The 12,642-nt window shown below is 56.4% G+C and carries 11 protein-coding genes; 3 read left to right on the top strand and 8 right to left on the bottom strand.

Features of this window, described 5'->3' with window-relative positions; all coding sequences use genetic code 11:
• Positions 1 to 56: 56 nt before the first annotated feature.
• The 6 genes from fabG to yceD form a co-directional block, all read right to left on the bottom strand.
• Positions 57 to 791, bottom strand: coding sequence for a 3-oxoacyl-ACP reductase FabG (gene fabG, locus OGY07_RS05650; protein ID WP_042283724.1), 735 nt, complete (start codon positions 789 to 791; stop codon positions 57 to 59).
• A gap of 12 nt (positions 792 to 803) precedes the next feature.
• Positions 804 to 1,733 (bottom strand): ACP S-malonyltransferase, encoded by a 930-nt coding sequence (gene fabD / locus OGY07_RS05645; protein WP_042283726.1) that lies wholly within the window; start codon positions 1,731 to 1,733, stop codon positions 804 to 806.
• Between the two features lie 15 nt (positions 1,734 to 1,748).
• Positions 1,749 to 2,702: a beta-ketoacyl-ACP synthase III gene (gene fabH, locus OGY07_RS05640; RefSeq protein WP_042283728.1), complete on the bottom strand. Its 954-nt coding sequence runs from the start codon at positions 2,700 to 2,702 to the stop codon at positions 1,749 to 1,751.
• A gap of 77 nt (positions 2,703 to 2,779) precedes the next feature.
• Positions 2,780 to 3,856, bottom strand: coding sequence for a phosphate acyltransferase PlsX (plsX, locus tag OGY07_RS05635; RefSeq protein WP_072014948.1), 1,077 nt, complete (start codon positions 3,854 to 3,856; stop codon positions 2,780 to 2,782).
• Between the two features lie 83 nt (positions 3,857 to 3,939).
• Positions 3,940 to 4,113, bottom strand: a complete 174-nt coding sequence (gene rpmF / locus OGY07_RS05630; RefSeq protein ID WP_000290727.1) for a 50S ribosomal protein L32 — start codon at positions 4,111 to 4,113, stop codon at positions 3,940 to 3,942.
• A 16-nt stretch (positions 4,114 to 4,129) separates the two neighbouring features.
• Positions 4,130 to 4,651: a 23S rRNA accumulation protein YceD gene (gene yceD, locus OGY07_RS05625; protein ID WP_042283732.1), complete on the bottom strand. Its 522-nt coding sequence runs from the start codon at positions 4,649 to 4,651 to the stop codon at positions 4,130 to 4,132.
• 197 nt (positions 4,652 to 4,848) lie between these two features.
• Here yceD and OGY07_RS05620 point away from each other — a divergent pair, with 197 nt between their 5' ends.
• Positions 4,849 to 5,433 (top strand): Maf family protein, encoded by a 585-nt coding sequence (locus OGY07_RS05620; protein WP_286599203.1) that lies wholly within the window; start codon positions 4,849 to 4,851, stop codon positions 5,431 to 5,433.
• A 97-nt stretch (positions 5,434 to 5,530) separates the two neighbouring features.
• Here OGY07_RS05620 and rluC read toward each other — a convergent pair whose 3' ends face one another.
• Positions 5,531 to 6,478: a 23S rRNA pseudouridine(955/2504/2580) synthase RluC gene (gene rluC / locus OGY07_RS05615; RefSeq protein WP_042283737.1), complete on the bottom strand. Its 948-nt coding sequence runs from the start codon at positions 6,476 to 6,478 to the stop codon at positions 5,531 to 5,533.
• 572 nt (positions 6,479 to 7,050) lie between these two features.
• Between rluC and rne the strand changes: the two genes are divergently transcribed.
• A complete protein-coding gene (gene rne, locus OGY07_RS05610) occupies positions 7,051 to 10,299 on the top strand; it encodes a ribonuclease E (RefSeq protein WP_286599200.1) in 3,249 nt (1,082 codons plus the stop codon).
• A 42-nt stretch (positions 10,300 to 10,341) separates the two neighbouring features.
• Here the strand turns inward: rne and OGY07_RS05605 are convergent, their stop codons facing one another.
• Positions 10,342 to 11,292, bottom strand: coding sequence for a LysR family transcriptional regulator (locus OGY07_RS05605; protein ID WP_286599198.1), 951 nt, complete (start codon positions 11,290 to 11,292; stop codon positions 10,342 to 10,344).
• A gap of 95 nt (positions 11,293 to 11,387) precedes the next feature.
• On the opposite strand from OGY07_RS05605, the gene OGY07_RS05600 reads away from it, so the two are divergent.
• Positions 11,388 to 12,581 (top strand): MFS transporter, encoded by a 1,194-nt coding sequence (locus OGY07_RS05600; RefSeq protein WP_286599196.1) that lies wholly within the window; start codon positions 11,388 to 11,390, stop codon positions 12,579 to 12,581.
• Positions 12,582 to 12,642: the final 61 nt, after the last annotated feature.

Below are 12,642 nucleotides of genomic sequence, written 5' to 3'. Positions count from 1 at the left end.
TTCTACGCATTTTCCTTCAGACTGCTCCAGCCTGGCCGAATTTGCGTAGCTCGTGGTCAAACCATATACATTCCGCCATTGACGTGCAGGGTTTCACCAGTGATGTAACCCGCCTCGTCAGAAGCTAAAAATGCAACCGCGCTGGCAATTTCTTTTGGATCGCCTAAACGACCCGCAGGTACTGCCGCCAGCGTACCCGCACGCTGCTCATCGGTCAGCGCACGCGTCATGTCCGTTTCAATAAAGCCCGGAGCAACAACGTTTACAGTAATGCCGCGTGACGCAACTTCGCGCGCCAGCGATTTACTGAAGCCAATCAGACCTGCTTTCGCCGCAGCGTAATTGGTCTGACCCGCATTTCCCATGGTACCAACCACAGAACCGACAGTGATAATACGTCCATGACGCTTTTTCATCATAGCGCGCATTACCGCTTTTGACAGGCGGAAAACAGATGAAAGATTGGTTTCGAGAATATCGTTCCACTCATCATCTTTCATTCGCATCAGCAGATTGTCGCGAGTGATACCGGCATTATTGACCAGGATATCGACTTCACCAAATTCTGCGCGAATTTTTTCCAGAACGGATTCGATAGATGCAGGATCGGTCACGTTCAACATCAGACCTTTGCCTTTCGCACCTAAGTAATCGCTAATGGCCTGAGCGCCATTTTCGCTGGTCGCTGTACCGATAACGGTCGCGCCACGGGCAACGAGCGTCTCTGCAATAGCGCGGCCAATACCGCGACTTGCACCGGTAACCAGCGCGATTTTTCCTTCAAAACTCATGGTTTTCCTCTTTTATTGCTCAAGCGCCGCAGATACCGCCGCCGGTTCATTCAGCGCCGAGGCGGTCAGGGTATCGACAATGCGTTTCGTCAGACCGGTGAGGACTTTACCCGGACCGACTTCGTAAAGGTGTTCCACGCCCTGCGCGGCCATAAACTCAACGCTACGGGTCCACTGAACCGGGCTGTACAGCTGGCGAACCAGCGCATCACGAATCGCGTCAGCCTCGGTTTCACATTTCACATCCACGTTGTTCACTACCGGCACTGTCGGCGCGCTGAAGGTGATTTTCGCTAATTCAACGGCCAGTTTTTCCGCAGCGGGTTTCATCAACGCACAGTGCGACGGTACGCTTACCGGCAGCGGCAACGCACGTTTCGCGCCGGCAGCTTTACACGCGGCGCCCGCGCGCTCTACCGCCTCTTTGTGCCCGGCGATAACCACCTGTCCCGGCGAGTTAAAATTCACTGGCGAAACCACCTGGCCTTCCGCCGCGTCTTCGCAGGCTTTAGCGATGGAAGCATCATCCAGACCGATAATAGCAGACATGCCGCCTGTGCCTTCCGGTACCGCTTCCTGCATAAATTTACCACGCAGTTCCACGAGACGCACCGCATCAGCAAAATTGATGACGCCCGCGCACACCAGCGCAGAGTATTCACCCAGGCTATGACCCGCCATCAGCGCAGGCGCTTTACCGCCCTGCTGCTGCCAGACGCGGTATAGTGCGACAGACGCCGCTAACAGCGCAGGCTGGGTCTGCCAGGTTTTGTTCAATTCTTCCGCTGGCCCCTGTTGAGTCAGCGCCCACAGGTCGTAGCCCAGCGCCGCTGAAGCTTCAGCAAACGTTTCTTCTATAACCGGATAGCTTGCCGCCATATCGGCCAGCATCCCAACGGTCTGCGAACCCTGTCCAGGGAACACAAATGCGAATTGCGTCATGTTTAAATCCTTATACTAGAAACGAACCAGCGCGGAGCCCCAGGTGAAACCACCGCCGAAGGCTTCAAGCAGAACCAGTTGCCCGGCTTTGATACGCCCGTCGCGCACGGCTTCATCCAGCGCGCACGGTACGGAAGCCGCAGACGTGTTGCCGTGACGGTCCAGCGTGACCACAACGTTGTCCATCGACATACCCAGTTTCTTCGCCGTCGCGCTGATAATACGCAGGTTAGCCTGGTGAGGAACCAGCCAGTCGAGCTGCGAACGGTCCAGATTATTGGCCGCCAGCGTCTCGTCAACGATATGCGCCAGCTCGGTTACCGCCACTTTGAACACTTCGTTACCCGCCATCGTCAGGTGAATCGGGTTGTCCGGATTCACACGATCGGCATTGGGCAGCGTCAGTAATTCACCGTAGCTGCCATCCGCATGTAGATGGGTGGAGATAATGCCCGGCTCTTCGGATGCGCCGAGCACAACCGCGCCTGCGCCATCGCCAAAAATAATAATAGTGCCGCGATCGGTCGGATCGCAGGTACGAGCCAGCACGTCGGACCCGACGACGAGCGCATAGTCAACGGCGCCGGATTTCACGTACATATCGGCCACGCTGAGCGCGTAGGTGAAGCCCGCACAGGCCGCCGCGACGTCAAACGCCGGGCATCCTTTAATGCCCAGCATGCTCTGGATCTGGCATGCCGCGCTGGGGAAAGCATGAGTTGCTGAGGTGGTCGCCACCACTATCAAGCCAATCTGATCTTTATCAATGCCCGCCATTTCCAGCGCCCGCTGCGCTGCGGTGTATCCCATCGTTGAGACGGTTTCATCCGGGGCGGCAATATGGCGCTCACGGATACCTGTGCGAGTGACAATCCACTCGTCAGAGGTATCGACCATTTTTTCCAGATCGGCGTTAGTCCGCACGTGTTCAGGCAGATAGCTGCCAGTACCAATAATCTTCGTATACATGTACGCTCAGTCACTTTTTGGTTATATACCGCGGATCAACAACGACGAAGAGGCCGGGCGCGTTAGCCACATCGCTGTCAGTGTGGCTGCGATGTGTCGCCATGACCCACGTCCCGCCGTTCGAATCCAGTCGGGTATACAGATTCCAGGCGAGCGGCAATTCGCTGAGGAACTTGTCGCTGCACCGCCTGCACTGCCTGTTCAATCGCGACTGTGAAGGCTCGCTGATTGGCCGCACCATGACTCTTAATCACCGTGCCGCGCAATCCTAACAGACAGGCGCCATTATACTGGTCGGGGTTGAGGTGACTGAATCGCCTCGTCAGGCTTTTTTGTAACCAACGTTTTACTATCAGCAGCCACCACGACCGTTTTTTACCCTCACCCTGAGATTTCAGCAGTGAAAGGAACATTCTGACAACCCCTTCCATCGTCTTTAATGTGACATTGCCTGTAAAACCGTCACATACCAACACATCCGTTTTTCCCGTCAATAATTCATTGGCCTCGAGATAGCCGATGTAATTGATGGAGGAGATCGTTTTTAGCACAGCCGAAGCGTCCCGAATACTGTCGAGACCCTTAGTTTCTTCTTCGCCGATGTTGAGCAAGGCCACGCGAGGGTTATCAATGCCAACCACTTCTTCCGCGAGCACCGAGCCCATAATCGCAAACTGCACCAGCATCGTGCTGTCGCAATCGACGTTAGCCCCTAAATCCAGGACCACCGTCTTCCCTTTTTGCTGATGCGGCAACACCGTGACCAGCGCGGGACGCTCAATGCCGTCCAGCGGCTTGAGCAATAATTTTGCCAGACCCATCAGCGCCCCAGTATTACCGGCGCTCACACAGGCCTGCGCTCGCCCTTCTTTCACGAGTTCCAGCGCCACCCGCATGGAACTACCGCGACTGGCGCGGATAGCCTGCGAAGGCCGGGCATCACTGGCGATAACTGACTGCGCAGGGATAATCTGCAGACGCGAACGTTGTTCAAAGTCAGCTTTAGCAAGTAATGGCGTGATTGTATCGGGATCCCCGACTAAAAGAAGTGTGAGTTGTGAATTAGAATTCAGTGCCTGCAATGCTGCAGGCACTGTCACGGAAGGGCCGAAATCTCCCCCCATGACATCTAACGCCAGGGTTAGACGTGTCAAGGTATCTTCGCCGCCTGGTTTGGTCATTCCCCGCCTGAACGGGGAAATTCCTCACTAAGCTTCATCACGCGAATAACGCGTGATTACTTAGCGATGACCTTGCGACCGCGGTAGTAACCGTCGGCGGTGATGTGGTGACGCAGGTGTTTTTCACCAGAGGTTTTGTCTACAGACAGGCTGGTGACTGCGGTCAGCGCGTCATGGGAACGACGCATGCCACGTTTGGAACGGGTTGGTTTATTCTGTTGTACGGCCATGGACCTTACTCCTCAATTACTTACGCTTTAAGCTGGCTAATACGGCAAATGGGTTTGGTTTTTGCGCTTCATCAGGCAGTTCCCCAAAGACCATGTCCGCCTCGGACACTTCACAGTGTTCAGAATCATGCACCGGAACTACCGGCAAGGAGAGGATGATTTCATCTTCAACCATTGCAAGCAGATCGATTTCACCGAATTCGTTAACCTCAATCGGCTCATACGCTTCCGGGAGTGCTTCAGCCTGTTCGTCAGAACGAACCGGACTAAAACAATACGTTGTGTGAACCTGATGGGTAAACGGCTTACCGCAACGCTGACATTCGAGCGTGACCGAAACCGCAGCGTCGCCGGTAATTACGGCGAGACGTTGGTTGTCGATAGCGAACGACATCGAGCATTCCACATCACTGTCCACACTGACCACAGAATCGGCGACGCGCTCTACCAGATCGGAAGTATAGATACCTTCATAATCGAGGCGTTTTTGAGCCGTACGAACCGGATCCAGAGTCAGGGGTAATTTTACCTTTTGCATAGGGCGCGCATATTAACTTTGTAACGTCATATAGTCAAAGAAAAAGGCAGCCTGCGGTTGCCTTTTGCCAATAATTCGCACACATTGCGGTTAACAGACTTATTTTCGCTCAGCAGACGCCCTGCTTGCGCGTCTGAATGACGAAAGACATAGTTTAAAATGGGTCTCATCAATACGCTATATCTGGTAGAAAAAATATGCCTAATCTTATTCTCGCTTCTACTTCGCCCTGGCGTCGCGCCCTGCTGGAAAAACTGGCGATCCTCTTTGAATGCGCCGCGCCGGACGTTGACGAAACGCCGATGCCTGGCGAGAGTCCCCGTCACCTGGTCAGTCGTCTGGCGAAAGAAAAGGCGCAGTCGCTGGCCCACCGCTTCCCTGCTCACCTGATTATTGGCTCCGATCAGGTATGTGTGCTGGATGGCGAAATCGCCGGCAAGCCGTTAACAGAAGAAAAAGCCTGCCAGCAGTTGGCGAAAGCCAGCGGCAACATCATCACCTTCTATACGGGGCTGGCGCTGTATAATTCCGCGACCGGCCATTTACAGACGGAAGTGGAACCGTTTGACGTCCATTTTCGTCATCTGAGCGAAGCAGAGATAGAAGACTACGTGCGCAAAGAGCGTCCGCTGCATTGTGCCGGGAGTTTTAAAAGCGAAGGACTGGGCATTGCGCTGTTTGAGCGCTTAGAGGGTCGGGACCCCAATACGCTGATTGGCTTACCGCTGATCGCCCTGTGCCAGATGTTGCGTCGGGAAGAGATGAACCCGCTGAAAGCCTAACGCAGTGAAGCGCCTGATGGCGCTTCACTTTCAGACCCGCGGAAAGGCGCGGGAGGCAAACGTCGTCTGATAAAACACGTCAGCGACGCGATCAGACTCATTTACGCAATGTCTGGAGACATCTTTTTAACTGCTCATCCATCGGCGCCTCAATGCGCAGTATCTCCCCCGTTCCCGGATGGGTAAACTTCAGCGCGGCAGCATGCAGGAAGAGGCGCGAAAGCCCGGTTCCCGCCAGTTGCTTGTCAAATTCGCGGTCGCCGTAGCGATCGTCAAACGCAATCGGATGCCCGGCATACTGGGTATGCACGCGGATCTGGTGCGTACGGCCGGTAACCGGGCTACAGCGCACCAGCGTGGCAAAGGCATAACGCTCTTCAACTTTAAAGCGGGTTTCTGAAGGCTTACCTTCCTGACTCACACGGACGATACGCTCGCCGCTTTGCAGGATGTTCTTTAATAGCGGCGCCTGCACGTTTTTCACGTGCGATTGCCACTGGCCGCGAACCAGCGCCAGATAGTCTTTCTGCATCCCTTTCTCACGCAGTTGCTCATGCAGCGAACGTAGCGCCGAGCGCTTTTTCGCCACCAGCAGCACACCAGAGGTGTCGCGGTCGAGGCGGTGCACCAGTTCGAGGAACCGCGCCTCCGGACGCAGAGCGCGCAATCCTTCAATCACGCCGAAGCTCAGGCCGCTGCCGCCATGCACCGCCGTGCCCGAGGGCTTATTGAGCACCAGGATATGGTCATCTTCGTACAGGATGACATCGGCCAGCGCCGCCACCTTTTGCAGGTGTGGCGACACGGCGTCGTCTTCCCGCTCGGCCACGCGAACAGGCGGAATACGCACTTCATCGCCCGCTTCGAGTTTATATTCGGGCTTGATGCGTTTTTTATTCACCCGCACTTCGCCTTTGCGCAAAATGCGATAAATCATACTTTTCGGCACGCCTTTTAACTGCGTACGCAAAAAGTTATCGATGCGTTGCCCTGCTTCGTCAGCGGAAATAGCAACAATTTTTACGGATGGAGTCTCTGTTTTCATGGGGGCCGATTCTAAATAGCGGCAAGGATTCGCGCCACTCATTTTTCTATGCTTATATTTATCTTTATCTGCCGCCGCACAGCGTATTCGCCATAGATTTGGTGGTTATTAAACCAATCACCGCGGATAAGTGAAAAAACTGTGAGTAAGTGGGAGATAAATGGTAAAAGTCATCTTGCTATAACAAGGTTAGCAGTGGAATAATGTCACCGTTTCCGTGTCAAAACTTGTTAGAACAAGCAATTTTACGGAATGACCCATTTTGCCCGAACGATCATCCACGCAGCAATGGCGTAAGACGTATTGATCTTTCAGGCAGTTAGCGGGCTGCGGGTTGCAGTCCTTACCGGTAGATCGGATCTTCTCTGGAGAGTAACACCCAGGCAGTTCCCCTGATAATTGCGCTGTGTTTCCGTATGAAATACAGGCAACCGACACTCTGCGCCTCTTTGAGCTGACGATAACCGTGAGGTTGGCGACGCGAATAGACACGAGGCCATCGGTTCACACCCGGAAAGGCGATACTCTGCCCGCAGCTTAGTCGTCAATGTAAGAATAATGAGTAAGTTACGATGAAAAGAATGTTAATCAACGCAACTCAGCAGGAAGAGTTGCGTGTTGCCCTTGTAGATGGGCAGCGTCTGTACGATCTGGATATTGAAAGTCCTGGACACGAGCAGAAAAAAGCGAACATCTATAAAGGCAAAATTACCCGTATTGAACCGAGTCTGGAAGCGGCTTTTGTTGATTACGGCGCTGAACGTCACGGTTTCCTCCCGTTAAAAGAAATTGCCCGCGAATATTTCCCCGCCAGTTACAACGCGCATGGTCGTCCCAACATTAAAGATGTGTTGCGCGAAGGTCAGGAAGTCATTGTTCAGATTGATAAAGAAGAACGCGGCAACAAAGGCGCTGCGCTGACCACCTTTATCAGCCTGGCGGGTAGTTATCTGGTGCTGATGCCAAACAACCCGCGCGCGGGCGGCATCTCTCGCCGTATCGAAGGCGACGATCGCACTGAACTGAAAGAAGCGCTGGCAAGCCTTGAGCTGCCCGACGGCATGGGGCTTATTGTGCGCACCGCAGGCGTCGGCAAGTCTGCCGACGCGTTGCAGTGGGACTTAAGCTTCCGTCTGAAGCACTGGGAAGCCATCCAGAAAGCAGCGGAAAGCCGCCCGGCGCCATTCCTGATCCATCAGGAAAGCAACGTGATTGTTCGCGCGTTTCGCGACTACCTGCGTCAGGATATCGGTGAAATTCTCATCGATAACCCGAAAGTGCTTGAACTGGCGCGCCAGCATATCGCCGCGTTGGGTCGTCCGGACTTCAGCAGCAAAATTAAACTGTACACCGGTGAAATACCGCTGTTCAGCCATTACCAGATCGAGTCGCAAATTGAGTCCGCGTTCCAGCGTGAAGTACGCTTGCCGTCCGGCGGTTCCATTGTAATCGACAGCACCGAAGCGTTAACCGCTATCGACATCAACTCCGCTCGCGCCACCCGCGGCGGCGATATCGAAGAAACCGCGTTTAACACCAACCTTGAAGCGGCCGATGAAATCGCTCGCCAGTTGCGTCTGCGCGATCTTGGCGGCTTGATTGTTATCGACTTCATCGACATGACGCCGGTTCGCCACCAGCGCGCGGTGGAAAACCGTCTGCGTGAAGCGGTGCGTCAGGACCGGGCCCGCATTCAGATCAGCCATATTTCGCGCTTTGGCCTGCTGGAAATGTCCCGTCAGCGCCTGAGTCCGTCACTGGGCGAATCCAGCCATCACGTTTGTCCGCGCTGTAGCGGTACCGGCACCGTTCGTGACAACGAGTCGCTGTCGCTGTCCATTCTGCGCCTGATCGAAGAAGAAGCGCTGAAAGAGAACACTCAGGAAGTTCATGCGATTGTTCCAGTGCCGATTGCGTCCTACCTGCTTAACGAAAAACGTACTGCCGTTAACGCGATTGAAACGCGTCAGAACGGTGTGCGCTGTGTGATCGTCCCTAACGATCAGATGGAAACGCCGCATTACTCCGTACTGCGCGTACGTAAAGGCGAAGAGACACCAACCCTGAGCTACATGCTGCCAAAACTGCATGAAGAAGCGATGGCGTTGCCGTCTGAAGAAGAGTACGCCGAGCGTAAACGTCCGGAACAGCCTGCCCTTGCGACTTTTGCAATGCCGGATGTTCCGCCTGCGCCAGCGCCGGCGGCTGCCGAACCGGTGGTCAAAACTGCCGCGCCGAAAGCCGCAGCCGCACCGGCTACGCCTGCAGAACCGGGTCTGCTCAGCCGCTTCTTTGGCGCGCTGAAGTCGCTGTTCAGCGGCAGTGAAGAAGCGAAGCCTGCAGAGCAACCCGCGCCAAAAGCGGCAGAAAAACCGGAACGCCAGCAGGATCGTCGTAAACGTCAGAACAACCGCCGCGACCGTAACGATCGCAGCGAGCGCCGTGACAACCGCGATAATCGCAGCGAACGCGGCGACCGTTCAGAAAACGGTGAAAGCCGTGACGAGAACCGCCGTAATCGTCGTCAGGCCCAGCAGAATACCGAACGCGATAGCCGTCAGCAGTCCAGTGACGTGGCGGAAAAAGCGAAGGCAGGCGATGAGCCGCAACAGCCGCAGCGTCGCGAACGTAATCGTCGCCGTAGCGAAGAAAAACGCCAGGCCCAGCAGGAAGTGAAAGCGCTGAATCTGGACGAGCAGCAGACTCAGGATACCGAGCAGGAAGAACGTGTTCGTCAGGCGCAGCCGCGCCGTAAACAACGCCAGCTGAGTCAAAAAGTGCGTTACACCGACAATGCGACGGAAGCGGATGCGGTAAGTACGGCAGCAAACGAAGATACCGTTGCCGCGCCGGTCGTGGCAGAGACCGCGCCTGCGCAGAGCACCGAGCTGGCAAAAGTCCCGCTGCCGGTCGTTGCCGAGGTTGCTCAGGAGCAGGAAGATAATGGCGACGCGCGTGATAACGCCGGTATGCCGCGTCGCTCCCGTCGTTCTCCACGTCACCTGCGTGTAAGCGGTCAACGCCGTCGTCGCTACCGTGACGAACGCTATCCGCTCCAGTCACCCATGCCGTTGACCGTTGCCTGCGCATCGCCGGAGATGGCGTCCGGTAAAGTGTGGATCCGCTACCCGGTGGCCCGTCCTCAGGATATCGAGCAGCAAGAGCAGGAACTCGGGCAGGTTCAGGCGCAGCCAGCGGTAACTGAAGCGCAGGCCGTAGCCGCTGCCGTTGAGCCGGTTCAGGCCATGGCGGAGACGATTGCCGACGCGCCTGTTCAGCCGCAGGATACGGTGGAAACGACGCATCCGGAGGTGATTGCCGCCCCGGTTGATGAACAGCCGCAAATCATTGCCGACGCCGATGCGCCCGTTGCTGAAAACGTCGCCGCCGAAGCAGAGCCGGTCGCCGAAACGCAGGAGACTGCGCCGGTCGCAGAACAACCCGCCGATGTCGTGGTCGTTGAGCCTGAAGCCGTGGCGGAACCGGTTGCCGTTGAGCCTGAAGTCATTGCCGAACCGGTTAACGAACAGGACGTTGAAGCACAGGATGAAGTGGAAGTGGTCGTTTCCCCTGCGCCTGTTGCCGTCCAGGTTGAAGCGGCAAAAGAGGAAAAACCTGCCGTTGTCGTCGCGCCGGTTGAGCACAGCCACGCTACCGCACCGATGACCCGCGCGCCTGCGCCGGAGTACGTGCCGGAAGCACCGCGCCACAGCGACTGGCAGCGTCCTGCCTTCGCCTTTGAAGGTAAAGGCGCCGCTGGCGGCCACAGCGCGACGCATCACGCGTCTGCGGGTCCGACCCGCCCTCAGCCTGTCGAATAACAGGCGGACTGTCTGAGAAAGCCGACCTCCGGGTCGGCTTTTTTATTCCCCCTGCGGTTGGCGCATTCCCGCCAGTTCTGGCATCACCTCTTTCATTAATTCCAGGAAACGGCGCAGTCGGGAAGGATAATAACGCGCCCACGGATAGACCAGATGTACCGGTAACGGCGCAGCCTGCCAGTCGGCAACCAGTTCAACCAGACGCCCGCTGGCGATATCTTCTTCCACCGTCCAGCTGGAGACAATCGCAACGCCCAGCCCCGCCAGCGCCGCATTGCGTGCGACGTAAATACTGTCAGTACTCAGCCGTGGCGTAATCGGGAAGCTCACCGGTTGGCGACTAGTCTGATGGCTCAGCGAGACGTTATGTTGATAGAAAGTGTTGAGCGCGATCCAGGGCAGCGCAGACAACTGATGCGGTTCGCTGACAGGATCAAATTCCGCCAGTAACTCTGGCGTCGCCACCACGCTACGCGGCACTTCCGCCAGCAACACCGACACCGTGGCCGGATCAACCTCTGCCCCCACCCGAATAGCGCAATCAATGTTGTCGCTCAGGAAGTCGACCGTTTTATCGTTGAGCATCCACTCCACTGACAGATTCGGGTAACGGGACAAAAAATGGAGTAACGGCGTCAGGAGCTGCTGCTGGCCGAAAGCATGCGGCGCGCGTACCCGCAGCGTACCTACGGGTTCGTCTTCCGCCGCGTTAAGCCCGTCCTCAAGCGCCAGCCAGGCGTCAATGATGTGTTTCGCGTGCTGATAACCGCGCTCGCCGTCGTCTGTCAGCTTCATTGCATGAGTGGTACGTAACAACAGTTTGACGCCCAGCATGGCTTCAAGCGACTGTAAACGACGGCTGATAGTGGCCTGGGTAGTATTTAACTGTCTTGCCGCTGCCGAGAGCGATCCGGCTTCGACAATACGCACAAACGTCCGCATCAGCTCCACCCTGTCTATACGTTCATTTTTTAGCATGTGCTTTTTTCCCATACGTTAAACGTATAACTGTTTTACCATTTCGCCTGCTACCCGACCACGGCGTATGAGAGAAAAATAGCCTCACACCCGTCATTGAGGACAGCAGTATGAACACACCTTCCCGTTGGCTTATTTTAGTACTGGCGCTGGGCGCCGGATTTAGCGTTGCCGCCATTTATTATTCCCAGCCGCTGTTGCCGTTAATGGGGGAAGATCCTGGCATGAGCATCACCGGCATGGGGTTGGTTCCCACCCTGACGCAAGCCGGTTACGCGTCAGGTATTCTGTTTTTATTGCCGCTGGGCGACCGTTTTGACCGCCGGATGTTGATTCTGATAAAGAGCGTCGTCCTTGCCCTGCTGCTACTGATCTGTAGCGTGAGCGAATACGCCTCTTCCCTGCTGCTGGTCAGCCTTCTCATTGGCATGGCGGCCACCATGGCGCAGGATATTGTTCCGGCGGCGGCGATCCTGGCGCCGGAAGGGAAAAAGGGAAAGACCGTAGGCACAGTGATGACCGGCCTGTTGTTGGGGATCCTGCTGTCGCGTACCGTCAGCGGCCTGGTGGGCGAAGCGTTTGGCTGGCGTGAGATGTATCAGCTTGCCGCGGTCAGCATCGCGCTGGCAGGTCTGCTGCTATGGAAAGCGCTGCCGCCGTTTGCCGCCCACTCCACCCTGAACTATCCGGCGCTGTTAGGCACCATGGCGCAGCTATGGCGGCGTTACCCAACCCTGCGCCGGGCGGCGCTGGCGCAGGGTGCGCTTTCTGTCGCCTTTAGCGCCTTCTGGTCAACGCTTGCCGTGATGCTGGCGGAACACTACCGGATGGGCAGCGCTGCGGCGGGCGCGTTCGGCATCGCCGGCGCAGCAGGCGCGCTGGCGGCCCCGCTGGCAGGCCATCTGGCGGATAAAATGGGCGTGGAGAAAGTTGCGCAACTCGGCGCGCTGTTGGTGACACTCTCTTTCGCCGTAATGTATGCCTTACCGTTCCTGTCCGCGCCGGGTCAATGGGTTCTGATCGCGCTTTGCGCCGTCGGGTTCGATCTGGGGCTGCAGTCAAGCCTGGTGGCGCATCAGAATCTGGTGTACAGCCTTGAGCCTCAGGCCCGGGGTCGCCTCAACGCCCTGCTGTTCACGGTCGTGTTTATCGGTATGGCGCTGGGGTCGGTGGTCGGCAGTCAGGTTTACGCGCGGGCAAACTGGCCAGGTGTCGTGACGCTGGCAACGCTATGCGGTGCCGTTGCGCTGGCTATCCGCATGACGGCAAAACGCCAACCTGCACAGCCGCAGACAGAACGCTAAAAAAATGCCCGCCCCGGGGTGTACTGGAGCGGGCAGACAAAACATACCCAGTTTCTTGATA

This window comes from Citrobacter sp. Cs237 (assembly GCF_030332325.1).
GTDB lineage: Bacteria > Pseudomonadota > Gammaproteobacteria > Enterobacterales > Enterobacteriaceae > Citrobacter_A > Citrobacter_A sedlakii.
Note: the sequence above shows the minus strand (reverse complement) of the source record. Positions and strands in the feature narration are given on the sequence as shown.